The organism is Burkholderia guangdongensis, assembly GCF_013403875.1.
Lineage (GTDB): Bacteria > Pseudomonadota > Gammaproteobacteria > Burkholderiales > Burkholderiaceae > Burkholderia > Burkholderia guangdongensis.
This window is the reverse complement of record NZ_JACBNX010000003.1, coordinates 13,185-34,979: the sequence shown is the minus strand read 5'-3', so window position 1 is coordinate 34,979 and position 21,795 is coordinate 13,185. Positions and strand designations below refer to the sequence as shown.

Annotated in this window: 24 protein-coding genes; 10 read left to right on the top strand and 14 right to left on the bottom strand. The window is 67.1% G+C overall.

Features of this window, described 5'->3' with window-relative positions:
- Positions 1-6: 6 nt before the first annotated feature.
- Genes HZI36_RS03930 through osmF form a run of 4 tightly spaced genes read right to left on the bottom strand, consistent with a single transcriptional unit; the run spans position 7 to position 3,906 of the window.
- Complete coding sequence (locus tag HZI36_RS03930; protein ID WP_179401332.1) at positions 7-771, bottom strand: ABC transporter permease; 765 nt, start codon at positions 769-771, stop codon at positions 7-9.
- On the bottom strand, positions 768-1,751 hold the full coding sequence (locus tag HZI36_RS03925) for an ABC transporter ATP-binding protein (RefSeq protein WP_179401331.1): 984 nt from the start codon (positions 1,749-1,751) through the stop codon (positions 768-770). Before HZI36_RS03925 ends, HZI36_RS03930 begins: the two co-directional genes overlap by 4 nt.
- Positions 1,748-2,965, bottom strand: coding sequence for an ABC transporter permease (locus tag HZI36_RS03920; protein ID WP_179401330.1), 1,218 nt, complete (start codon positions 2,963-2,965; stop codon positions 1,748-1,750). The genes HZI36_RS03925 and HZI36_RS03920 overlap by 4 nt, the downstream gene beginning before the upstream one ends.
- Entirely contained in the window at positions 2,962-3,906 is a 945-nt protein-coding gene (osmF, locus tag HZI36_RS03915) for a glycine betaine ABC transporter substrate-binding protein OsmF (RefSeq protein ID WP_179401329.1), read from the bottom strand. The genes HZI36_RS03920 and osmF overlap by 4 nt, the downstream gene beginning before the upstream one ends.
- 34 nt (positions 3,907-3,940) lie before the next feature.
- Between osmF and HZI36_RS03910 the strand changes: the two genes are divergently transcribed.
- The 6 genes from HZI36_RS03910 to HZI36_RS03885 all read left to right on the top strand — a co-directional run bounded on the left by HZI36_RS03910 (position 3,941) and on the right by HZI36_RS03885 (position 6,412).
- Positions 3,941-4,303 carry a hypothetical protein gene (locus HZI36_RS03910; protein ID WP_179401328.1) on the top strand — a complete coding sequence of 121 codons (363 nt, stop codon included), beginning with the start codon at positions 3,941-3,943 and terminating at the stop codon, positions 4,301-4,303.
- A 226-nt stretch (positions 4,304-4,529) separates the two neighbouring features.
- Complete coding sequence (locus tag HZI36_RS03905; RefSeq protein WP_179401327.1) at positions 4,530-4,730, top strand: hypothetical protein; 201 nt, start codon at positions 4,530-4,532, stop codon at positions 4,728-4,730.
- Positions 4,731-4,868: 138 nt separating this feature from the next.
- A complete protein-coding gene (gene phaP / locus HZI36_RS03900; RefSeq protein WP_179401326.1) occupies positions 4,869-5,429 on the top strand; it encodes a TIGR01841 family phasin in 561 nt (186 codons plus the stop codon).
- A gap of 128 nt (positions 5,430-5,557) precedes the next feature.
- Positions 5,558-5,704, top strand: coding sequence for a hypothetical protein (locus tag HZI36_RS03895; RefSeq protein WP_179401294.1), 147 nt, complete (start codon positions 5,558-5,560; stop codon positions 5,702-5,704).
- 2 nt (positions 5,705-5,706) lie between these two features.
- Entirely contained in the window at positions 5,707-5,883 is a 177-nt protein-coding gene (locus HZI36_RS03890; RefSeq protein ID WP_179401325.1) for a hypothetical protein, read from the top strand.
- A 49-nt stretch (positions 5,884-5,932) separates the two neighbouring features.
- Positions 5,933-6,412: an OsmC family protein gene (locus tag HZI36_RS03885; RefSeq protein WP_179401324.1), complete on the top strand. Its 480-nt coding sequence runs from the start codon at positions 5,933-5,935 to the stop codon at positions 6,410-6,412.
- Between the two features lie 3 nt (positions 6,413-6,415).
- On the opposite strand, the gene fnr is transcribed toward HZI36_RS03885, so the two are convergent.
- From fnr to HZI36_RS03850, 7 genes are all read right to left on the bottom strand, one after another.
- On the bottom strand, positions 6,416-7,189 hold the full coding sequence (gene fnr / locus HZI36_RS03880) for a fumarate/nitrate reduction transcriptional regulator Fnr (RefSeq protein WP_179401323.1): 774 nt from the start codon (positions 7,187-7,189) through the stop codon (positions 6,416-6,418).
- Between the two features lie 195 nt (positions 7,190-7,384).
- Positions 7,385-8,032 carry a response regulator gene (locus HZI36_RS03875; RefSeq protein ID WP_179401322.1) on the bottom strand — a complete coding sequence of 216 codons (648 nt, stop codon included), beginning with the start codon at positions 8,030-8,032 and terminating at the stop codon, positions 7,385-7,387.
- 110 nt (positions 8,033-8,142) lie between these two features.
- Entirely contained in the window at positions 8,143-8,976 is an 834-nt protein-coding gene (locus HZI36_RS03870; RefSeq protein ID WP_179401321.1) for a universal stress protein, read from the bottom strand.
- The gene (locus HZI36_RS03865) at positions 8,973-9,494 is read right to left on the bottom strand and encodes a universal stress protein (protein ID WP_179401489.1); all 522 of its coding nucleotides are present in this window, start codon (positions 9,492-9,494) and stop codon (positions 8,973-8,975) included. Before HZI36_RS03865 ends, HZI36_RS03870 begins: the two co-directional genes overlap by 4 nt.
- Positions 9,495-9,615: 121 nt before the next feature.
- On the bottom strand, positions 9,616-10,455 hold the full coding sequence (locus tag HZI36_RS03860) for a universal stress protein (protein WP_179401320.1): 840 nt from the start codon (positions 10,453-10,455) through the stop codon (positions 9,616-9,618).
- Between the two features lie 324 nt (positions 10,456-10,779).
- On the bottom strand, positions 10,780-11,418 hold the full coding sequence (gene petA / locus HZI36_RS03855; RefSeq protein ID WP_179401319.1) for a ubiquinol-cytochrome c reductase iron-sulfur subunit: 639 nt from the start codon (positions 11,416-11,418) through the stop codon (positions 10,780-10,782).
- A 139-nt stretch (positions 11,419-11,557) separates the two neighbouring features.
- The gene (locus HZI36_RS03850; protein ID WP_179401318.1) at positions 11,558-11,986 is read right to left on the bottom strand and encodes a MarR family winged helix-turn-helix transcriptional regulator; all 429 of its coding nucleotides are present in this window, start codon (positions 11,984-11,986) and stop codon (positions 11,558-11,560) included.
- A 90-nt stretch (positions 11,987-12,076) separates the two neighbouring features.
- Between HZI36_RS03850 and HZI36_RS03845 the strand changes: the two genes are divergently transcribed.
- The 4 genes from HZI36_RS03845 (at position 12,077) to HZI36_RS03830 (ending at position 17,339) form a co-directional block, all read left to right on the top strand.
- Positions 12,077-12,994 (top strand): LysR family transcriptional regulator, encoded by a 918-nt coding sequence (locus HZI36_RS03845; RefSeq protein WP_179401317.1) that lies wholly within the window; start codon positions 12,077-12,079, stop codon positions 12,992-12,994.
- A 227-nt stretch (positions 12,995-13,221) separates the two neighbouring features.
- Positions 13,222-14,310, top strand: a complete 1,089-nt coding sequence (locus HZI36_RS03840) for an HlyD family secretion protein (protein WP_179401316.1) — start codon at positions 13,222-13,224, stop codon at positions 14,308-14,310.
- Positions 14,311-14,329: 19 nt separating this feature from the next.
- Complete coding sequence (locus tag HZI36_RS03835; RefSeq protein WP_179401315.1) at positions 14,330-15,901, top strand: DHA2 family efflux MFS transporter permease subunit; 1,572 nt, start codon at positions 14,330-14,332, stop codon at positions 15,899-15,901.
- A 7-nt stretch (positions 15,902-15,908) separates the two neighbouring features.
- The gene (locus HZI36_RS03830; protein ID WP_179401314.1) at positions 15,909-17,339 is read left to right on the top strand and encodes an efflux transporter outer membrane subunit; all 1,431 of its coding nucleotides are present in this window, start codon (positions 15,909-15,911) and stop codon (positions 17,337-17,339) included.
- Positions 17,340-17,404: 65 nt separating this feature from the next.
- On the opposite strand, the gene HZI36_RS03825 is transcribed toward HZI36_RS03830, so the two are convergent.
- From HZI36_RS03825 to HZI36_RS03815, 3 genes are all read right to left on the bottom strand, one after another.
- Positions 17,405-18,475 carry a porin gene (locus HZI36_RS03825; RefSeq protein ID WP_179401313.1) on the bottom strand — a complete coding sequence of 357 codons (1,071 nt, stop codon included), beginning with the start codon at positions 18,473-18,475 and terminating at the stop codon, positions 17,405-17,407.
- A 94-nt stretch (positions 18,476-18,569) separates the two neighbouring features.
- Positions 18,570-19,811: a c-type cytochrome gene (locus HZI36_RS03820; RefSeq protein ID WP_179401312.1), complete on the bottom strand. Its 1,242-nt coding sequence runs from the start codon at positions 19,809-19,811 to the stop codon at positions 18,570-18,572.
- A gap of 92 nt (positions 19,812-19,903) precedes the next feature.
- Positions 19,904-21,631, bottom strand: coding sequence for a methanol/ethanol family PQQ-dependent dehydrogenase (locus HZI36_RS03815; protein ID WP_179401311.1), 1,728 nt, complete (start codon positions 21,629-21,631; stop codon positions 19,904-19,906).
- Between the last annotated feature and the right edge of the window lie 164 nt (positions 21,632-21,795).

The following is a 21,795-nucleotide window of genomic DNA, read 5'->3' as shown; positions in this document are numbered from 1 at the left end:
CCTCGGTCAATCACCGCCCACCGGCGGTCGTCCACCCACCCGCGCGACCAGCACCGCCCCCACGACGCCGATCCAGTCACTGACCACCACCGCCAGCAACCCGACGATCACGCCGCCCTGCAGCACGAACGCGGTATTCGCGGTCTGCAGCCCCGCGATGATCACGTCGCCGAGCCCGCGCGCGGCAACCGTCGAGCCGATCGTCGCGGTGCCCAGGTTGATCACGGCCGCGAGCCGCACGCCGTTGAGGATCACCGGCAGCGCGAGCGGCAGTTCGACCGACGTCAACTGCTGCCAGCCGCTCATCCCCATCCCGCGCGCCGCATCGACGACGTCGCGCGGCACGTCGTCCAGCCCCGCGAGCGTGCTCTCGAAAACCGGCAGCAGCCCATACAGCACGAGCGCGATCAGCACGGGCTTCAGCCCGAAGCCGACCGCCGGCACGGCGAGCGCGAGCACCGCGACGGGCGGAAACGTCTGGCCGATGTTCACGACGCTGCGCGCGACCGGCAGGAACGCCGCACCCGCGGGCCGCGTGACCGCGATGCCGGCCGCGACCGCGATCGCGGTGCCGAGCGCGCTCGATACCGCGACCGTCGCGAGATGCGCAAGCGTCAGGTCGAGCAGGCTGGCGCGATCGTAGATCGCCGGCGCGCCGTTTTCCGCGAACGGCGCGAGCAGCGGCTGCAGCCACGCGGGCCGCGCGAGCAGCACGGCGAGCAGCGCGAGCGTCGCGCCGCGCGCGAGCCAGGCGGCGAGCCGCGCGGTCATCCGGGCCGCCGCGCGTGCGCGCGGATCGCGTCGAGCGTGATGCGGCGTGGGGGGCGGTGTGTGGCTTGTGTGGCGCGGGCGGCGTTCGTCGCGGCCGGCTCGCCGTCGGCATCGTCGACCGGCAGTGCATCGACGCCGCGCCACAGCATGTCCGAGATCGCGTCGCGCAGCGTGCGCGTCGCGGCGATCGGCGGGCCGTCCGCGTGGCCGGGCTCGGCGACCGCGTCGACCGGCGTCAGCGCGAGCAGGCGCAGCGGCCGGTCGACGCCCGCGACGAGCTGTTCGACGACACCGGGCGCAGGCTGCCCGAGGATGTCGGCCGGCGTCGCGACCTGCAGCAGCCGGCCGCGATCGAGCACCGCGATCGTGTCGCCGAGCTTCAGCGCTTCCTCGATGTCGTGCGTGACGAGCACGACCGTGATTCCGAGCCGCCGCTGCAGCGCGAGCAGCTCGTCCTGCGCCTTGCCGCGGATGATCGGATCGAGCGCGCCGAACGGCTCGTCCATCAGCAGCATCGCGGGCTCGGCCGCGAGCGCGCGCGCGACGCCGACGCGCTGCTGCTGGCCGCCCGACAGCTCGTGCGGCAGCTTGTCCGCGAACTCGGCGGGCGCGAGATTGAACAGCGCGAGCAGCTCGCGCACGCGCGCGTCGATCCGCGCGGCGGGCCAGCCGAGCAGGCGCGGCACCGTCGCGATGTTGCGCGCGACGCTCCAGTGCGGAAAGAGGCCATGCCCCTGGATCACGTAGCCGATCCGGCGGCGCAACTGCTCGGGCGGCACGCTCGCGGTGTCGGTGCCGTCGATGCGGATCGTGCCCGCCGTCGGCGCGATCAGCCGGTTGATCATCCGCAGCAGCGTCGATTTGCCGCTGCCCGATGCGCCGACGAGCGCGGTGATCGTGCCGCGTTGCATCGCGAGCGACACGTCGTCGACCGCGACGATATCGCCGAAACGCTTGCCGAGTCGCTCGATCTCGATCATCGCGCGCCCCCCGCATGTTCCGCGCGTCCCGCTCGTCCCGCTCGTCCTTTCGCGAGCGCGGTCGCGGCGTCGAACACGGTCGCCGCGACGAGCGCGAGCGCGATCGTCGGCAGCGCGCCGAGCAGCACGAGATCGGACGCCGACTGCCCGATCCCCTGGAAGATGAACGTGCCGAAGCCGCCGCCGCCGATCAGCGCGGCGACCGCCGCGAGCCCGATGTTCTGCACGAGCACGATGCGCACGCCGCTCAGGATCACCGGCAGCGCGAGCGGGAGCTCGACCTGCGCGAGCCGCTGCGCGCGCGTCATGCCCATCGCGGTCGCGGCCTCGATCGCGAGCGGCGGCACCTGCCGCAGCCCGACGACGACGCTCGACACGATCGGCAGCAGCGCATACAGAAACAGCGCGACGAGCGCGGGCGCAACGCCGATCCCGCGTATGCCGAGTGCGGCCGCGAGCGGCACGTGCGCGGCGAGCAGGCCGAGCGGCGCCATCATCAGGCCGTACATCGCGATGCTCGGGATCGTCTGCACGATGTCGAGGACCGGCATCGCCGCGCGGCGCAATGCGGTGACGCGCGCGCAGGCGATGCCGAGCGGCACGCCGACGACGAGCGCCGCCGCGACCGAGCCGCCGACGAGCGCGAGATGCCGCGCGCCTTCCTGCCAGAAGCCGTCGCTGCGGACCGCGTATTCGCGCATCACCGACAGGCCGTCCCACCAGCCGCTCTTCAGCGTCGCGGCGACGAGCGCCGCCGCGACCGCGAGCGCGGCGACGCGCTGCCACGGCCCGGGCGCGACGCGCGCGAGCGCGTCGGCGACGAGCACGCTCCACGCGAACAGCAGCAGCCACACGCCCGCGGCCGGCGACACGCGCGCGAGCGCGTCGTCGGGTGCGACGACGTGCATCGCGGCCGCGCCGGTCACGAAACCGAGCGACACGAGCAGCGCGCAGCCGAGCGCGACGCGCACGCGGGCGCGGCTCGCGATCGCCGTCGCGAGCGCGCCCGCGATCCACAGCGCGGCGACGATGCCGGCCTGCGCGGCGGGCAGCGACTGGAACAGCGACAGGTCGGTGCCCGCCGCGATCCGGTTCGCCCGCAGCACGACGAACGGCGCGAACAGCAGCGCGCCGATCGCGAGCAGCCCGACCGGCACGCCGACCTTGTCGAGCATCAGACGACGCGGCGCGGCAGCGGCCGCGTGCGCGGTCATTTGATGAAGCCCTTCGCTTTCAGATACTGCGCGGCGACGGCCGCCGCCGGTTCGCCGTTGATCTGGATGCGGCTGTTCAGCGACTGCAGCGTCTTCAGGTCGAGGCTCGCGAACACCGGCTTCAGATAGTCGGCGATCTGCGGATGCGCTTTCAGCACCGCTTCGCGAATCACGGGCGTCGGCGCGTAGACGGGCTGCACGTGCTTGTCGTCGTCGAGGACCGTGAGGCCGCTCGACGCGATGCCGCCGTCGGTGCCGTAGACCATCGCCGCGTTGACGCCGTCGGTCTGGTTCGCGGCGGCCTTGATCGTCGCGGCGGTGTCGCCGCCGGACAGCACGACGAGCTGCGCCGGCGTCAGCTTGAATCCGTACGCCTTCTCGAACGACGGCAGCGCGGATGCGCTGTTCACGAACTCGGCCGACGCCGCGAGCTTCACGGTGCCGCCGCCGGCGACCCACTTGCCGAAATCGGAGAACGTCTTCAGACGATGCGCGTTCGCGAGCGACGCGAGTACCGCGACGCCCCACGTGTTGTTCGCGGGCGCGGGGGTGAGCCAGACCAGATGGTTCGCCGCGTAGTCGAGCTTGCGCGCGGTCTCGTAGCCTTGCGCCGCGTTCTTCCAGACGGGATCGTCGGTCTTGTTGAAGAAGAACGCGGCGTTGCCCGTGTACTCCGGATAGATGTCGATCTCGCCGCTCGTCAGCGCCTTGCGGACGATCGGCGTCGCGCCGAGCGCGATCTTGTCGGTGACCGCGATGCCGTGCGCCTTCAGCACCTGTGCGATCAGATTGCCGAGCAGATTGCCTTCGGTGTCGATCTTCGACGAGACGACGACGGCGTCGGCGGCGAATGCGACGGGCGCGGCCGCGAACGCGACGGCGACGGCGGCGGTGGCGGCGAGCGCGAGGCCCGGCAGGCGGGCGGGCAGGGCGAACTTCATCGGGCCAATCTCCTGCGTCTGGAAGAAAAAGGGAGTGAGCGGGTCAGATGCAAACTTACTTGAGCGAGTCCGCTTTGGCAAACCGCGCGTGCCCGCCGGCGGCGCGGGGATGCCGGCGCCCATTCCGGCCATGTTCGACGGCGTCATTAATGATTTGCGCGATAGTCGTGTGCGACGGTCATGGAAATATTTCGAGTCGACCGGCAAATACGGAAAATATGGCCGAATAACTTTCGATATCTCGGAAAGTATGGAAAATACCGATCCGAGTAAAAAATGGTACGAGCGAATCAAGTCGTCATTCGGATGTCATGTCCGCATGCATGAGAATCGCGCATGCCTTCGTGCTGGCGCGGCACGTGCAACATACGCAAAAGTGACGAACGATCGTTTCTAAATCAAACAGGGCTGCATCGTGAATATCGATGCTGCGACCGTACCCTCAAAAATTATCTCCCATACCTATTCAATTCGACCTCGAATCACGGTTAAGATACCGACCGTTGTTTAAAGTCTGTCAAACTCGCAAGGCCGGAATAAATAGATTGGAACAATTCCCGATTTTTGCGCGGAGGCGGTAATTTTTGCTTGATCGTGGAACAACCAGCGAATCCGAGACAACCATGCTGAGTCCTCATGAGCTTGCTACTTTGATGTTGGTCAAGTCTTGTCCCGACCAGATCGATCTTGGTCGTGAAGAGTTGAGCGTTCTGCTCGAACATCGTCTGATCGAGCTGGAACGGCGTCTCTCGGGCGATTTCCGCCCCTATCTCACGCGCGACGGCGATTCGATGCTTCAGTCGGTCGAACGAATCCGCTGTTAACGCGCATTGCCCGATCGTCGATTCACGACACGCGGCGCAGTCGCGCCGCGTGATGCGGATCTTTCATTTCACCCGCGATTTCGCTGCGCGGTCGACCGCCTCGACCGTGCGGTTCGCATTTTTGACAGGAGCCTTGACATGCCGATCCAGAATCATTTTGCCGCCCTTCAGAAGACGCATCTCGATACGTTCTTCGGCCTGAGCCGGCAAATCGTCGACGGCGTCGACGAGCTCGTTCGGCTGAACATGCAGACCACGCGTTCGACGATGGCGGACACGCTCGACGGCGCGCTGCGCGCGTTGCCGCCGGTCGAGCCGCGTGAATGGTTCGAACGGCAGAACGCACGGACGACCCGGGCGTCGGAGAAGGCGCAAGCCTACGGCCGTCAACTGTTTGAAATCGTCGTGACGACGCAGACCGAATGCGCGAGAACATTGCGTGAGCAATGGACGGCATTCGGCGAGGAAACGAAGGCGCTTGCCGACAACGTCGCGAACGGCGCCCCCACCGGCACCGCCACCGCGATGGGTGCGTTCGAATCGGCGTTTGCCGTCGCGAACGCGCTGGTCGAAACGTTCCAGGCGAGCGGCGCGCGCACGCTGGAAATTGCCCGAGGCCATCTCGACACGGCCGCCGCGCTGGCCGCGGCTCCGTCCGCCGAGCCGACCGCCGCCCAGGCTCAAGCCGCGAAGCGGTAAGCGTTGCACCGCCCGTCACGCATGCGATGACGGCGGGTGCTTGCTGAACGGGGCGTTCGCTTTCGGATGCCCCGACTCGACCGACGGCGGCAGGCATCGCCGCGGCACAGGAGAGGACGGTGAATACGATGGAAATCAGCATCGCGGTGGGCCTGGTCGTGCTGACGTTCGCGCTGGCCTTCATGGTCGCCCACTATTGCCGCGAGCATCGGCGCTCACGATTGACGCGACAACTGCGCTGCGCGATCTGGTATCGACGCGGGCGCTGGCACTGACCATGGAGGCCACCCAACAACTCTATCCGTGCGCGCTCGTGGAGCAGGTCGTCGTGGTGACGCGCATTCATGAGCTGCGCCAGACGGGCGGCCTCGAAGGCCGTGCGCATCGGGAACTGATCTTCGAGCAATGCGTCGAAGCGGGGACGTGCCCGAAAGCGGGGCAGTGCCCGCTGTAGTCCGTGGGTGATCCGGACCACGAAACGATTTCCACCACGAGGATTCACGATGTCGACTTATATCGCCGAAGTCGAATGGCGCGCGCAGCCGGACGACGCATTCATCGACAACCGTTACAGCCGCAGGCACGCGTGGCGTTTCGACGGCGGCGTGACGGTGCCGGCGTCGAGCTCGCCGCACGTCGTGCGCGTGCCGTTTTCCGATCCGTCGGCGGTCGATCCGGAGGAGGCGTTCGTCGCGGCGCTGTCGAGCTGCCACATGCTGTGGTTTCTGTCGCTCGCCGCGCAGAAGAAATTCGTCGTCACGCATTACCGCGACGCGGCGGAGGGCACGATGGCGAAGAACGACGCGGGCAAGGACGTGATGACGCGCGTCGTGCTGAAGCCGGCCGTCACGTTCGGCGGCGCGCTCGCGCCGACGGACGACGACGTGATCGCGCTGCATCACGCGGCGCACGACGCGTGCTATCTCGCGAATTCGGTCAGGACCGAAATCGACGTCGACGGGACGTGGAGCCATCGCGCCTGATCGTCAGATGCGCGCGAGGCTTTCGGAATCCACGATGCGAATCTGTTTGCCCTGTGCGGCGACCATCCCTTTGCGCTGGAATGTCGACAGCATGCGGCTGACCGTTTCGAGCTTCATCCCGAGATAGCCGCCGATTTCCTCGCGCGTCATCCGCAGCACGAATTCCGCCGACGAATAGCCGCGCATCCTGAAGCGCTTCGACAGATTCAGAAGGAACGCCGCGACGCGCTGTTCGGCGGTCATCGTGCCGAGCAGCAGCATCAGGCTCGATTCGCGGACGATCTCGCCGCTCATCATCTGGTACACGTGATGCTGCATCGGCCGCATGTCGCGGCACAGCTGCTCGAGCTGGCCGAACGGGATCACGCAGACCGTGCTGTCTTCGAGCGCGATCGCGTCGCCGTTGTGCCGGCCCTCGTGCACGCCGTCGAGGCCGAGCGACTCGCCGACGATCTGGAAACCCGTCACCTGCTCGTTGCCGTCGCGGTGGACCATCACCGTCTTGAACGAGCCGGTTCGTACCGCGTAGATGCTGTGGAACGTGTCACCCGCGCGGTAAAGGGCATCGCCGCGCTTGACGTGACGCGTCGTGCAGATCATCGCGTCGACGCGCGCGAAGTCCTCGGCCGTCAGATTCTGCGGCATGCAGACCGCGCGCATCGCGCATGACGAACAGCGGGACGTGGCCCGTTTGGGTTGATCTTCGGGCGCGACCGGATGCAGCGGAAAAATGGGGCGCAACGGTGCGGCCGTCGCGGCGTCGGCATTGCTCAGCATGATCTGCTCCATTCGTTGGGTCGGTCGCGTCGACCGTGCTGCATGCGATCGATCGGTTTCCACAGCATTCAGTATGGACGGCGCGGCGCGCGACCGAAATCAGCGGTGCTTGAAGTTGCGGTAGGACGCGTGGAAGGGCTGTAGGACGATTCCTACAAGGACGCGCGATGCCGCAAGCATCGCGCGCGACGAAGCTCAGATCTCGTCCGAATCGTCGAACAGCTTGTGCCGCACCGCATAGCGCACGAGCGCCGTGTCGTTCGGCATCTGCATTTTCTCGAGGATGCGGGTCTTGTACGTGCTGACGGTCTTGACGCTCACGCACAGTTCCTGGGCGATCTCGGAAATCGCCTGACCGGCGGCGATTCTGCGGAATACGTCGAACTCGCGGTCGGACAGGCGCTGGTGCGGCAGCGAGTCGACCGGCTCGACGAGGCTTTGCGCGAACTGCTCCGCCATCGCGAGGCTCACGTAGACGCCGCCGGAAGCGATCTTCGTCAGCGCGGCGACGAGTTCGGCGCTCGCGCTTTCCTTCGTGATGTAGCCGGCCGCTCCCGCGCGGAATGCGCGCACCGCGTATTGCTGCTCCGCGTGCATCGTCAGTACGAGGATATGCAGCGCCGGTTTTTCATCCTTGATCTGCTTGATGAGCTCGATGCCGTTGCGGCCGGGCATCGACAGGTCGAGCACGAGAATGTGCGCGTCGGTGCCGCGCACGAGCGCGAGCGTCGACGCGCTGTCCTTCGCTTCGCCGGCGACTTCGAAGCCGCTCTCGTTCCGCAGGATGTGCCGGAGGCCTTCTCTCACGAGCGCGTGGTCGTCGGCGATGAGTACCTTGATCACGACTGCTCCTCTCCTTGCTCATGCGGGAATTGTGTACGGTTTGTCGGTGTTCGCCAATCGGGGCGGTCGAGAGGTCGTGCCGCACGCTTGATCCGCGTCAAGGGGGCGGCTCAGTGCGACATCAGCACCGGCACCGTCATCGTTTCCAGGATCGTTCGCGTTGCGCCGCCGAGCACGCGCTCGTGTATCCGGGTGTGGCTGTACGCGCCCATCACGATGAGATCTGCATTGAGGTCGCTCGACCGGTTGAGCAGCGTCGCGCCCGATCCGATGTCGCCGTCGCGCGGCGTCGCCGAGAACGACGCCTGGATGCCGTGACGCTCGAGGTACGCGGCGACGTCGACACCGGCGGGCGTCTTGTCCGGATCCGGCCGCCGGCGCTCCACCGTTTCGACGGTGACGAAGCGGGCGCGTTCGAGCAGCGGCAGCGCGTCGCCGATTGCGCGAGCCGCTTCCCGGCCGCCGTCCCACGCGACGAGCACGTTCTCGCCGATCGTGCGCACCTGGCCCGCATACGGCACGACGATCGCCGGACGTCCACTGCCCATCAGCACGTCCTCGACGAAGTGGTGCGCGATGGTTGTCGTGCGGTCGTGAGGATTGAACTGGCCGAGCACGATGAGATCCGCGTGACGCGCATGCAGCATCGCGGTGTCGGTCGAGGGGCCGGCGGGCGCCCGCCACTCCACGCGGCGCCCCGCGCGTTCGGCCGCCTCGAGGAACGCGGCCTCCGCCTGCCGCCGGCGTTCGTCGCACAGGCGCTCGTACACCGCGAGCTTGAGCGGCTCGTCGGGGCGCCGCAACGGTTCGAGCATGTCCTGGCAGACGACGTAGAGGCCGATCAGATGCGCGTTCCAGCGCCCCGCGAGATCGAGCGCCAGTTCCACGCGCGCGCTGCAGCGCCGGCTGTCGTCGAGATGGACGAGCAAGGTCTTGTAGCTCATGACGGCTCCTTTTCGGCCGCTGCCGCCGTCGTTGCCGCCGTCGTCGCCGCTTCGACGGCGGCCGCCTGTGCGCGGTGCGCCGGGACGATCAGAACGGGGCACGTGGCGCTGCGCAGCAGGCGCTCGGCGACGCTGCCGAGCATGAGGCGCTGGAAACCGCGCCGGCCGTGCGTGCCCATCACGATCAGCTCGTCGCCCGCCTGGGCGGCGACGGTCAGAATGCGCTGCGCGACGTCTTCGCCAACCGGATCGGTTTCGGCGATCTGCGGCGTTCCGGAAACGCCGTGGGCGGCCATGCGTTTCGCGGCGTCGTCGACGACCTGCTGGCCCTCGTCACGGACCGCCTCGATCATGATCGACGGATCGTACCCGGGCGCGTCGTAGGCCGGCACCAGGAAATCGACGACGTAGACCGGGTGCAGGCGTGCACCCGCTTCCGACGCGAGCGTCAGCGCAACGTCGAGCGCATGCGATGACGTCTCGCTGCCGTCGAGTGCGACCAGGATTTTCGAGTACATGGCGTTTCCTTGAACGGGTGGAGATGTATTCATCATCGACGCGGCGGCGGCGCTTGCGCTGATCTGGATCAAGCGCCGCGATCGCCGCGCAGGAGCGTGATCGCGTCGCGCATCGGCGCGCTCAGTGCGACATCAGAACGGGCAGTGTCATCGACGCGAGCACGGTGCGCGTCGCGCCGCCCATCAGCAGCTCGCGCCAGCGCGTGTGCCCATAGGCGCCCATCACGAGCAGATCGGCCCCGGTCTCGTGTGCGCGCGACAGCAACGCGTCGCCAACGGACGTGTCGTCGTCGCCGACGACGTCGAGCACGTCGACGTTCGCCGCGTGACGGGCGAGCATCAGCGCCGCGTCGGCGCCAGGAATGGGCAAGGTCGCCGGCGCGTCGTTCGCGCCGGTGACCGCGACGATCGCCGTGCGCTTCGCGTGCTCGACGAACGGCATTGCGTCGTGCGCGGCCCGCACCGCTTCCCGGCTGCCGTCCCAGGCGACGAGCACGCGCTCGCCGACCGACGGAAATTCCCCCGCGTAAGGCAGGAACAGCACCGGGCGGCCGGCCGACAGGACCAGGTTCTCCGGGAACTGGTCGTCGATGTATGACTCGGGGTCGTCCGGATTGCTTTGGCCGGCGATCACGAGGTCCGCATAGCGCGCATGATGGGGCACCGCGCGGTTTGCCCGCGTGTCGGCGGCGATCCAGTTGCTCGAAATCTTCGCGCGCGCGGTTTCCGCATGAAACAGGCGCTGGAGTGCGGCGGCCCGCTCGTCGCGCTGCTCGCGGTAGGCGCGGAAATACTCGGCGGATCCGGCCATCACGTAGAACGAGCTCGGCTCCGGCGTATAGACGGCGAAGACACCGGTCAGATGCGCTCCGAATCGCCGCGCGAGCCGCAATGCGAATTCGAGGCGCGGATGCGCGCGGTCGCTCGTGTCGAGATGCACGACCAGGCTCTTGTAGCTCATCGCGTTCCCTCCATCGACGGTGGATCCGTCAGTGCGATTCAGTCTACGAACGGGGCTGTCCGCGCGCTTGACGCAGATCAACGGAGGCCTGCGCGATCGAAGCCGTCGGCGTGCCGGCGACGTTCGAGCTGTGCGAAGCGCTCGACGACATCGGGCTGGCTTACGACACGTTCGGCCGTGCCGCGGATACGCATGCGCTGAAGGTCATCATCGAAGTCGCGTGACATGCGAGGCGGCGCGACGGCGCAAGGCCGTCGTGCGTCGTGAATGCGCGCGGCGCCAGCAGGCGCAGCGCGTCGTCCATCGTGTAGATTTTCTTGTCCGCTACGCGTCGCCGTGCTCGTCCCGCCCGATCAGCAACTCGGTCGACGACACGAACATATAACGGGGCACGTCGAGGTTTTGCGGCGCCGGCTTGTCGCGGAACACGCGTCCGGCGAGATCGTACGTCGAGCCGTGACACGGGCAGAGAAACCCGCCGGGCCAGTCGTCGGGAAGGTTCGGCTGCGCTCCCGGCTCGAAGCGCGGAATCGGCGTGCAGCCGAGATGCGTGCAGACGCCGATCACCACGAGGATGTTCCGATGATCGGCACGCGAGCGGAACGCGTTCCTGCAGTAGTCCGGCAACGGCATCGAGAACGGATTCGACGTGTCCGGATCGGCGACCATCGACGCGGCCTTGACGACGCCGTCGAGCATCGCCGGCGACCGGTCGACGATGAACACCGGCTTGCCGCGCCAGGCGACCGTCATCATGGCGCCGACGGTGAGCTGGCTGATGTCGGCCTTGACCGGCGCGCCCGCGGCCAGTGCGCTGGCGGGCGGCGACAGCGACTCCGCGAACGGGATCGCGGCGGCGACGCTCCCGAGGCCGGTCGCGACGGATGTCGCGATCAGCCATCTGCGCCGATGGACATCGACATTGACATCGACGTCGGCGGATTCGACCGGTGGTTCGTCCATGCGCTGCTCCGACACTTGAAACCCGGCTCGATCGCCGGACAGCCACACGGGTGCGCGGCGACGCGAGACGCTGGTTTCAGCGTAGGAGACGCGGATTAAAGCACGCTTAAAACGGAATGCCGGGGGGCGACCGATTGCGCTATCGTTTCGCGGTCAGACTGAACAGCTCGCCGCGCAACGCTTTCGAGCGTGTGCGGCCGAACGTGCTTTCGAATTCGTCCTGCGCGGCCTTCCACGCGATCTTCGCTTTCCCGAAAATCCGCTGGCCTTCTTTCGTCAGATTCAGCGAATGCGCGCGCGCATCGCTCTCGGACGGCGCGGCTTCGACGAGGCCGTCGCGCTGCAGCGGCTTGAGCGCGCGCAGCAGCGTCGTGCGGTCCATCACCATCGCGTCGGCGAGGTCGCTCATCAGCACGTCGCGCTGACGCGACAGCCGCGCGAGAATCGAGAACTGAGCCGGCGTGACGCCGACTGCGCTCAGGTGGCGCTCGTAGATCTGCGTAGCGAATCGCGCCGCCTGACGCAGCGCGAAGCAGTTGCATTCGATGCCGAAATCGTGATCGCTCATGGGGTGGAAAGATATATGTGCATATGCATATTGTCAATATATACTTGCGAGCACGTGCCGTTCGGGGGCGGATCATACGAGGTGGGGCAGATGGACTATTTCGACAAACTGCGGATTTTCCGCTCGGTCGTGGAGGCACGCAGCTTCACCCGCGCGGCGGACATGCACGGGCTCGCGCGCCCCGTCGTGTCCCGCGCGATCGCCGAGCTGGAGGAGCGCCTCGGCTGCCGGCTGCTTCATCGAACGACCCGACAGGTGTCGCTGACCGAGGCGGCGGAACGGATCTATGAGCGATGCTCGCAGATTCTCGACGAACTGGACGCGCTCGAGGCCGACGCGCAAGTGCAGGCGCGCGAGCCGGACGGGTTGCTGAGGATCGTCGCGCACACCACCGCGACGCTGAACCGGCTCGTGCCGCTGATCGCCGGATTCAAGACGGCCTTTCCGAAGGTGCGCCTCGACGTGACGCTGACCGAGCGCCCGGTCGATCTCGTGGCCGACGGCTTCGATCTCGGCATCGTCGTGCCGTACATGCTGAACAGCGACAAGATGGTGGTCCGGCTGCTGAGACGCATCCCGGTCGTGCTGGTCGCGACGCCGCAGTACCTGCGCGAACATCACGCGCCGGCGACGCCGATGGACCTGCTCGATCATCGCTTCGTCGCGATGTCGGTGTCGCTGCGCCGGCCATCGCTGATGTTCCGCGTCGACGGTCAGGAGGTGTCGATTCCGTACCAGTTCGACATCTCGTCGAACAATCCCGCGTTCAATCGGGAGATGGTGCTGCGTCACCTCGGGATCGGCGCGATCCCGAGGTCGCTCGTCGAAACGGAGTTGGGGAACGGCACGCTGACGCAGGTGCTGGAAGGCGTCGAGATGATCGACGCGCACGTCGACATCAAGCTCGCGTATGCGAGCAGGGCGTTGATTCCGGCAAAGGTGAGGGCGTTCATCGACTACGCGGCGGCGTTCTACGAGCACGCGAACGGCGGTTCCGACGCGCGCTGAGCGAAGCGGCGGTCGGCTGGCCTATCCGGGAAAACCCGTGAGCCATTGCATTGTTGCCGGGATTGGTACGAATCGCGATACAAATTGGTACGCCGCCGCATCTTAGTGGCCGGGCACACGCCGGCTAACATGTGTGCATGCACATGTCGATCGACGGCCGGCGAGCCGGCGAGTGATCGCGAGATGCCGAGGTTCGTCCTAATTAGTGTATATGCATAGGTAAAACGATGAGCACTACACCAACTGTCACGCAGCGGGAGACCGTCGAATCCGGGCGCATCACCGGGCGTCGGACCGTGCCGTGGATGGCGCTGGCGATCGCGGGCGTCGTTGCCGCCGTCGCCATCGCGACGCTGGACTGGTATTTCGTGCTGCGTTGGCATGAGAGCACCGACGATGCGTACGTCGGCGGCAACGTCACCGTGCTCGCGCCGAAAGTCGGCGGCTTCATCGACGCGATTCTCGTCGCGGACAACCAGCGCGTGAAAGCCGGTGACGTGCTGATCCGCCTCGATTCGCGCGACTATGACGCGAAGCTCGCGCAGGCGATGGCCGACGTCGAGCGGGCGCGCTCGGCGGTCGCGGAACTCGAGGCGACGCAGCAGCTTCAGTTCGCGGTCATCAACCAGCAGGCGGCGGAGCGCAGCGCGTCGGGCGCCGAGTTGACGCGCGCGACGTCCGATCGCGCGCGCTATCGCGAGCTCGTGAAGGACGATGCGGTGTCCACGCAGGTCGTCGAGCGCGCGGACGCCGATTACTCGAAAGCGGGCGCGGCCGTCGAGCGCAGCGACGCGGGGCTGCTCGCCGCGAAACGCCAGCTCGACGTGATCGGCGCGCAGTTGGGCGAGGCGCGCGCGCGCGTCGACACCGCGCTCGCGGCGCAGCGCGTCGCGCAGTTGAACGTCGAGTATGCGACGATCCGCTCGCCGGTCGACGGCTACGTCGCCAACCGCACCGGCCGCGTCGGGATGCTCGCGAACGTTGGCGCGCCGTTGCTGACGATCGTGCCGGCGTCGGGCCTGTGGATCGACGCGAACTTCAAGGAAGACCAACTGAAGAAGATGCGCGTCGGCGACCACGTGGACGTGTCGCTCGACGCATCGAACCTGAGCCTGCACGGCCGCGTCGAAAGCCTCGCGCCGGCGACCGGTGCGACGTTCAGCGTGCTGCCCGCCGAAAACGCGACCGGCAATTTCACGAAGATCGTGCAGCGCGTGCCGGTGCGCGTGCATCTCGATGCGCAGCCGGGCCTTGACGGCGTGTTGCGGCCGGGACTATCGGCGGTCGTGGACGTGCACCTCGATCGCGCGCAGTGACGCGGCAGGAGAACCGGTGATGACGACCCCGCATGCCGACCCTTCCACGCAGCCGATCCGCCAGCGCGTGTTCGCCTTCGCGCTGATGTGCGTGGGCTTCTTCATGGCGACGCTGGACATTCAGATCGTCGCGTCTTCGCTGCGCGACATCGGCGGCGGTCTTTCCGCGAGCCAGGACGAGCTGTCCTGGGTGCAGACCGCGTATCTGATCGCCGAGATCCTGGTGATCCCGATGTCGGGATGGCTGTCGAAGGTGTTTTCGACGCGCTGGCTGTTCGTCGCGTCGGCGATCGGATTCACGATCACGAGCATGCTGTGCGGGCTCGCGTGGGACATCCATTCGATGATCCTGTTTCGCGGCCTGCAAGGCGCGCTCGGCGCCGCGATGATCCCGACGGTGTTCACGACTGCGTTCGTGCTGTTTCCCGGCAAGCAGCGCCTCGTCGCGTCGACGACGATCGGCGCGCTCGCGTCGCTGGCGCCGGCGATCGGGCCCGTCATCGGCGGGTGGATCACCGATCAGTGGTCGTGGCACTGGCTGTTCTATCTGAATCTGGTGCCCGGCATCGCCGTGGCCGCGCTGGTGCCGAAGTACGTGCGGATCGACGAGCCCGATCTCCGCCTGATCCGCAACGGCGACTACTTCGGCATGCTGCTGATGTCGGGATTTCTCGGCTGCCTCGAATACGTGCTTGAGGAGGGACCGCGCAAGAACTGGTTCAGCGATCAGGCGATCGTCGTCTGCGCGTGGATATCGGCGATTTGCGGGTTCCTGTTCATCGTGCGCGCGCTGACCACCGACGATCCGATCGTCGATCTTCGCGCGCTGGCCGTGCGCAACTTCGGCATCGGCTGCTTGCTGTCGTTCGTGACGGGCATCGGCATTTTCGTGACGGTCTTCCTGACGCCGCTGTTCCTGACGCAGGTGCGCGGCTTCAGCTCGCTGCAGACTGGCGTCGCGCTGCTGTCGGTCGGCGTGTTCCAGATGCTCGCGCTCGGCGCCTATGCGATCGCGTCGCGCTATGCGAGCATGCGCGCGCGGCTGGTGTTCGGGCTCATCTGCTTCGGCCTCGGCTGTTATCTGTACACGCCGATCACGCACGACTGGGGCTGGCGGGAACTGCTGCTGCCGCAGGCGCTGCGTGGCATCGGCCAGCAATTCGCGGTACCACCGATCGTGACGATGGCGCTCGGCTCGCTGCCGCCGTCGCGGCTGAAATCCGCGAGCGGGCTGTTCAATCTGATGCGCAACCTGGGCGGCGCGATCGGCATCGCGGTCAGCGCGACGATGCTCAACGACCGGCTCAACTTCCATTACCTGAGGCTGAACGAGCGCATCACCGCCGGGCAGCCGCAGGTCGATGCGCTGCTCGGCGGGCAGGTCGCGCACTGGATGGCGGCCGCTGGCGATGCGCTGAACGCCGCGCAGGCGAGCCTCGCGACGCTGCACCGGATCGTCTATCGCGAAGCGCTCACGCTGACGTACGCGGACGTCTACTACGTGCTGTCGATGTGCTTCGTCGTCGCGCTCGTCGCGGTGCTGTTCACGAACCCGATTTCCATGGCGCCGCCGCCGCCGGATGCACATTGAGACCATGATGAAAAAAATTCTGATCGCGATCGCGAGCGGTGCACTCGTTGCAGGATGCGCGGTGCAGCCGGCCGATCATCCAGCGCTGAGCAGCACCTTGCACACGGTCGCGCCGGCGGATTGGGACCGCGTGGTGCCGCCGCCCACCGCCGACGTATCGTCGTGGTGGGCGCAATTTCGCGACCCGGCGCTCGACGTGCTGCTCGTGACTGTTCTCGATCGCAACCTCGATCTGCAGGCGGCGGCGGAGCGCGTGAAGCAGGCGCAGGCACTCGTCGCGCGGAAGCGTTCCGTGCTGTGGCCGGAGCTCGACGCAACCGCGCGGGCGTCCGATGCGCGCCAGAACACGCCGCCGCCGGTCGGGTACGTGAAGCAGGCGGGCGCTGGGATCGCGCTGAACTGGTCGCCGGACGTGTTCGGCGGCGAGCGGCTCGACTGGCTGGCCGCGCAAGCCGATCTGGTCGGGCAGAAGCATGCGGAGGACATGATCCGGCTCGCGCTCGCGGCCGATACCGCATCCGCTTACGTCGATCTGCGCTGGGCGCAGCAGGATCTGCGCATTCTTCAGGATAACGTCGGGATTCGGCAGCACGCGCTCGATCTGACGCGCAAGCGCTTCGCGTACGGCCTGTCGACGAAGCTCGACGTGACGCGTGCGCAAAACGAGCTCGATGCGCTCGAAGCGCGCATTCCGCCGACGCAGGCACGGATCGATCATCAGTTGAATCTGATCGCGGTCTATTCCGGCCGCGCGCCGGAGTCGGTCGACAAACTGGTGCTGTCGACGCCCGGCGAGATTCCGGCGCCGCCGCAGGGGACGCCGCGGATGCTGCCGTCGGAGGCGCTGCTGCGCCGCCCGGACGTGCTGGCCGCGTATGCGCGCGTCGAACGGCAAGCGGCGCAGGTCGGTGTCGCGAAGAGCGAGCGTTATCCGAAGTTCTCGCTGAACCTGGCCGACGGCGTGCTCGCGTCGTCGTATCTCGGGTTGCCGACGCTGACCGACAACCTGTTCAGCGCCGCGTTGAGCGCAGTCAGCCCGATCTTCGATGCGGGGCGCATCTCCGCGGACATCGACCGGAGCGAGAGCCAGATGCGCGAGTCGGAACTGCAACTGCATCAGTCGATGCTGCAGGCGTTGCGCGAAGTCGAGGATTCCCGCGCCGATCTCGTCAGTTCGACGACGGCCGCCGAGCGCCTCGCGAATGCGTCGACCGCGTCCGGCAGCGCGCTCGATCTCGCGAACAAGCTGTACAAAGGCGGCGCAACGGATTTTCTGGACGTGCTGACCGCGCAGGAGGTGTATCTGCACGATGCGGAGGCGCTGAATCAGGCGCGCCGCGAGCAGGCGCTGGCCGCGGTCGCGTTGTATCGGTCGCTCGGGGGTGGATGGAGCGAGTACGACGATTCGCATGCGAATGCGAGCGTCGCGCTGAAGTGACCGTGACCGGATCGGGCGCCGGACGAGCGCGTGCGGCCCGTCCGGCCTGTCCGACTGCTGGCCGGTCAGAACGTGTGATGGATGCCGACGTCGATGCCGACGGTCGTGCCGACCGCACCGAACAACGCGCCGCCATTGATCGCGAGACCGGAATCCATCGCGCCGTGATTGTTCACCACACCGACCTGCGCATAAAGGCCGGTGCGCTTCGACAGACTGTAGTCCGCGCCGACCGACGCCATCAGCGAATGGTTGTGCGTGTCGTTCCGGTCGGTCGTGTACCACGCGCCGCCGTTCAGGTCGAGGGCGGACGTTGCCTGATAGTCGAGGCCACCGCTGTAGACGTTGTTGCTGAACGAGCCCGCGACCTTGTAGCTCGCGAACGCCGCCGACGCGGTGACGGGACCAAAGTTGTACGACGCGCCGAGCGTGCGCCCGACGAACGCGACCGTGCTCGGCACCGGCGTCGGGGACGTGGCCGCGTTGCTGTCGTAGAAGCCGGCGTTGACGTTGAGCCCGCCGAGCTGATACTTGAGGCTGCCCGAGTATTGACGACCCGCCTGGAAGTCGCCCGCCTGGCCGCCGAACGCAACCATCGCGCTGCCGGTCAGGCCGGCGAGCGTTGGCGTCGTGTACGAGACCGAGTTCTGGTTGAACAGGCCGGTGACGAGTACGTTGTCGACGTAGCTGTTGAGCGTGCTGCCGAAGTGCGACACGCGGCGCGGGTCCGAGCCGAGCACCGCGAGCACGAACGGCGAGTATTGCAGGCCCAGCTTCACCGTGCCGAATCCGCCGCCGAGCCCGACCCATGCCTGACGTCCGAAGAAGTTGCCGTTCGAATGGTTGATCGCGCCGTCCGTGATCGCAAAGCCGTTTTCGAGCTGGAACTGCGCGGTGAGGCCGCCGCCGAGATCCTCGGTTCCCTTCAGCCCGAAATTCGTCGGGGTCATGCCGGTGTCGACCAGCGCGACCTGATGACCGGCGTTACCGCCGGTCGCCGAGTTCAGCGTCTTGTTCGTATACAGCAATGCACCGTCCAGATTTCCGTAAAGCGTCACGCTGCTTTGCGCGAATGCGTTCGTGCAGGTCGTCGCGCCGAGTAGTGCCGTACAGAGAATCAACTGCTTGCCTTTCATAGGGCGTCTCCAGGTTGTTGAGTGTTTTTATTCGTATTACTAAATAAAAAGCAAGGAAAGAAGTGCCGGGCGCGCGGCCCGGCATCGCGGCGCGCTACTTGCGCGGGCCCGCGTTGAGCGGCGTCGCCGACGTACGCGCCATGTCGGCGGTCAGCTTCGCGTTGCCCGCGTTGTAGCCGTTCGTGTAAAGCAGGAAGGCCATCAGATCCGCATATTCCTGATCGGTCATCTTTCCGGGGCGGTCCGCCGGCATGTTCGTCGACATGTACTGATAGATGCCGCCGATCGTCAGGTGCGAGTGCGCCGCCGGTGCGAACGCCGGCCCGCTCAGCGCCGGCGCGGTGATCCCTTCGAGCTGCGCGCCATGGCATTTCGCGCACGAATCCGCATACAGATGCTGGCCGTGCTCGACCTGTTCGTGATCGAACGTCGGTGCGTCGCCGCCGGCGGTGGCGGCGACCTTGATGAAGCCGCCGATCGACGTGTCGTTGCGCGCGGGCAGCAGGTTTGCGCGCGGCTGGCCCCATACCCGGTTGCCGGTGAAGTGAGCCGACGCGGCCGGGCCCGTCTGCGCGACGGTGTCCGGCAGCGCCCAACTGCGCGTTAGTGCGGCGAGACGGCCGTCGTCGTTCATCCGCGACAGCGCGGTGTCGACGCGCTTTTGCAGATCTTCCCGGCCCGGACCGAATGCGAATGCGAGATTCCAGTCCGTATAGGGAGACGCGGTCGGCGAAATGTCGAAGCGCTGCTGCGGATGTTTTCGCTGATAGGCGACGACGGCCGGATACCAGACGATCGCGCGCTGTGCACGCCCCTTCGCGACCGCGTCGACGGTCAGCTCGGACGTGTTCTCGAGATCGAAGCGCGCATTCTTCTGCTGAACCGCGATGAGCTGCGAAGGGCTCGAGTAAGTGGCGGCGATGGTTTCCTTGCCGGCGGCTGACGCGCCGGCCGCGCGCGGGTTGCGCAGCGCGACGCTGACGTAGCCCGAACGCAGATAGCCCCGAGAGAAAATCAGATGCGTGTCCGATGCGTCGGCGAGCGCCGAGCGCGGGAAGCCGGCGATCACGTCGCAGTCGCGTGCAAGCGATTTCGCGAGTTCGCGTGCGGAGACGCCGTCGTCGTCGTCGCCGCCGTCGATCCCGTGCGACGCGAACGAAGCGGCGACGCCGGCCGCGAGAAAGGCCTCGTGTGCGACGGATTTGTCGAGCGCGGCGGAAGGGCTGCCGGGCATCGTGCAAACGCGTACGCCGGCGGCCGATGCGTGCAACGGCGTCAGCGCGACGCCCGCCGCGAGCGCGCCGGCCACGGCGATTTGAGTGAGTCGAGTGTTCATGGTCGTGCTTTCCAGTAAAGGCGGGGGAGGTCGCGCCCGCATGGTGCCCGCATGGTGCCCACACGGGCGCGACGGTGGCTAACGGGCCGGTGTCAGCTCCGATCGAGCGCGAACACGTACAGCGTGCCGCCGCGCGGCACGTCCTTCGCGACGTCGGCCATCGGCCCGCCCCAGATCGGGTTCGCGCCGCCGTAGCCTGCGAGCACCGCGACGTACTCCTTGCCGTCGACCTCGAACACCGACGGCTGCGCGATGATCCCGCTCGCGAGCTGCGGGCTCTCCCACAGCACCTTGCCGGTCGCGGTGTCGAACGCGTACAGGTGGCCGTCGAGCGAGCCGCTGAACGTGAGGCCGGTCGACGTCGTCGCCGCGCCGCCATTCCACGGCATCTTCGTCCAGTGGCTCCAGATCTTCTGGCCGGTGGTCACGTCGATCGCCTGCAGCTCGCCGTAGCCCTGGCTGCCCGGCTCGGGCTTGATCTCGAAGCCTTCGCCGAGATACGGCAGGCCTTCCATGTAGCTGACGGACTTGCCGGACAGGCTCATGCACGCGTGCAGCGACGGCACGACCGCGATGTGCCGTTCGGGGTCGTACGATACCGACCACCAGTTCTTGCCGCCGAGGAAGCTCGGGCACGTGTCGATCGTCGTGCCGGCCTTCGGGAACTTCGACTCGTCCTCGACCGGCCTGCCGTCCGCCGTGTAGCCGGTCACCGACGACGCCGTCACGAACGGCTTCGCGTAGATCAGCTTGCCGGTCTGGCGGTCGATCGCGTGGAAGAAGCCGTTGCGATCCGCGTGAATGATCGCGTCGTAGTCCTTGCCGTCGTACTTGATGTCCGCGAGGATCGGGGTGTTCACGCCGTCGTAGTCCCACGTGTCGTTGCGCGTGTACTGGTAGTGCCACTTCAGCTTGCCGCTCTTCGGATCGAGCGCGAGCAGCGAATCCGAGTACAGGTTGTCGCCGGGACGCAGCGCCGCGAGCCACGGGCCGGGGTTGCCGACGCCCCAGTACAGCGTGCGCGACGCCGTGTCGTAGGTGCCGGTCAGCCACGCCGCGCCGCCGCCGTGCGCCTGCATCCCGTCGGGCCAGGTGTCCGCGCCTTTCTCGCCGGCGCCGGGGATCGTGTAGCGCTTCCACAGCAGCGAACCGTCCTTCGGATTCAGCGCGGCGATGTAGCCACGGATTCCGTACTCGCCGCCGGACGTGCCGACGACGATCGCGCCGTCGAGTGCGAGCGGCGCAAGCGAGAACGCGTAGCCAAGGCCCGGATCGAACATCTGCTTCTTCCAGACCAGGTTGCCCGTCTGCGCGTCGAGCGCGGCGACCTCGCCGCTCAGCATCGCGATGTAGACGTTCTTGCCGTACAGCGCGACGCCGCGGTTCACGACGTCGCAGCACGCAGTCTTGAACGATTCCGCCCCGAGCTTCGGCTCGTACTTCCACAGCTGCTTGCCGGTCTTGGCGTCGAACGCGTAGACGTTGTCCTTCGGCGTCGTCACGAACAGGTAGTTGCCGTTGATGATCGGCGTCGCCTCGAAGCCCTGCTTCAGATCGGCCGGGAACGGGTAGCTCCACGCCTGTTTCAGCTGCCCGACGTTCGACGCGTCGATCTGCTTGAGCGGCGAATGCGACTGGCCGTTGTACGTGCGGTAGTAGGTGAGCCAGCCCGGATCGTTCTGCGCGTGTGCGAGCCGGTCGTACGTGACGGCCGGATAGTCCGCGGCGGCGTCCACCGGGCCCGCGTTCAGCGCGATCACGGCCGCGATGCCGATCCCGCACGTCGCCAGCCGGCTGGCTGATGCCGAAGGTTTTTTCATAATCGTCTCCTGAGTATTTGTCGATGCACTGCCGCGATGTCGGCCCTGTGACGCATTCGCGTGGTGCCGGGCCGGGTGCTCCCGTTCTCGCAAATCGCATGCCATTCGCGCGGAACGCATGTGCGGCGCGGCCGTGCGGCCGTGACGCGGGTTCGGCAGCGATG

Excerpts from the sequence above, each read along its gene's own strand:
- HZI36_RS03930 (WP_179401332.1), bottom strand. The coding sequence starts at position 771 with ATGACCGCGCGGCTCGCCGCCTGGCTCGCGCGCGGCGCGACGCTCGCG.
- HZI36_RS03925 (WP_179401331.1), bottom strand. The coding sequence starts at position 1,751 with ATGATCGAGATCGAGCGACTCGGCAAGCGTTTCGGCGATATCGTCGCG.
- HZI36_RS03870 (WP_179401321.1), bottom strand. The coding sequence starts at position 8,976 with ATGAGCTACAAGACCTTGCTCGTCCATCTCGACGACAGCCGGCGCTGC.
- HZI36_RS03865 (WP_179401489.1), bottom strand. The coding sequence starts at position 9,494 with ATGTACTCGAAAATCCTGGTCGCACTCGACGGCAGCGAGACGTCATCG.
- HZI36_RS03840 (WP_179401316.1), top strand. The coding sequence starts at position 13,222 with ATGAGCACTACACCAACTGTCACGCAGCGGGAGACCGTCGAATCCGGG.
- HZI36_RS03830 (WP_179401314.1), top strand. The coding sequence starts at position 15,909 with ATGAAAAAAATTCTGATCGCGATCGCGAGCGGTGCACTCGTTGCAGGA.
- HZI36_RS03890 (WP_179401325.1), top strand. The coding sequence starts at position 5,707 with ATGGAGGCCACCCAACAACTCTATCCGTGCGCGCTCGTGGAGCAGGTC.
- HZI36_RS03895 (WP_179401294.1), top strand. The coding sequence starts at position 5,558 with ATGGAAATCAGCATCGCGGTGGGCCTGGTCGTGCTGACGTTCGCGCTG.
- phaP (WP_179401326.1), top strand. The coding sequence starts at position 4,869 with ATGCCGATCCAGAATCATTTTGCCGCCCTTCAGAAGACGCATCTCGAT.
- HZI36_RS03835 (WP_179401315.1), top strand. The coding sequence starts at position 14,330 with ATGACGACCCCGCATGCCGACCCTTCCACGCAGCCGATCCGCCAGCGC.
- HZI36_RS03885 (WP_179401324.1), top strand. The coding sequence starts at position 5,933 with ATGTCGACTTATATCGCCGAAGTCGAATGGCGCGCGCAGCCGGACGAC.
- fnr (WP_179401323.1), bottom strand. The coding sequence starts at position 7,189 with ATGCTGAGCAATGCCGACGCCGCGACGGCCGCACCGTTGCGCCCCATT.
- HZI36_RS03815 (WP_179401311.1), bottom strand. The coding sequence starts at position 21,631 with ATGAAAAAACCTTCGGCATCAGCCAGCCGGCTGGCGACGTGCGGGATC.
- osmF (WP_179401329.1), bottom strand. The coding sequence starts at position 3,906 with ATGAAGTTCGCCCTGCCCGCCCGCCTGCCGGGCCTCGCGCTCGCCGCC.
- HZI36_RS03860 (WP_179401320.1), bottom strand. The coding sequence starts at position 10,455 with ATGAGCTACAAGAGCCTGGTCGTGCATCTCGACACGAGCGACCGCGCG.
- HZI36_RS03850 (WP_179401318.1), bottom strand. The coding sequence starts at position 11,986 with ATGAGCGATCACGATTTCGGCATCGAATGCAACTGCTTCGCGCTGCGT.
- petA (WP_179401319.1), bottom strand. The coding sequence starts at position 11,418 with ATGGACGAACCACCGGTCGAATCCGCCGACGTCGATGTCAATGTCGAT.
- HZI36_RS03825 (WP_179401313.1), bottom strand. The coding sequence starts at position 18,475 with ATGAAAGGCAAGCAGTTGATTCTCTGTACGGCACTACTCGGCGCGACG.
- HZI36_RS03845 (WP_179401317.1), top strand. The coding sequence starts at position 12,077 with ATGGACTATTTCGACAAACTGCGGATTTTCCGCTCGGTCGTGGAGGCA.
- HZI36_RS03920 (WP_179401330.1), bottom strand. The coding sequence starts at position 2,965 with ATGACCGCGCACGCGGCCGCTGCCGCGCCGCGTCGTCTGATGCTCGAC.
- HZI36_RS03905 (WP_179401327.1), top strand. The coding sequence starts at position 4,530 with ATGCTGAGTCCTCATGAGCTTGCTACTTTGATGTTGGTCAAGTCTTGT.
- HZI36_RS03820 (WP_179401312.1), bottom strand. The coding sequence starts at position 19,811 with ATGAACACTCGACTCACTCAAATCGCCGTGGCCGGCGCGCTCGCGGCG.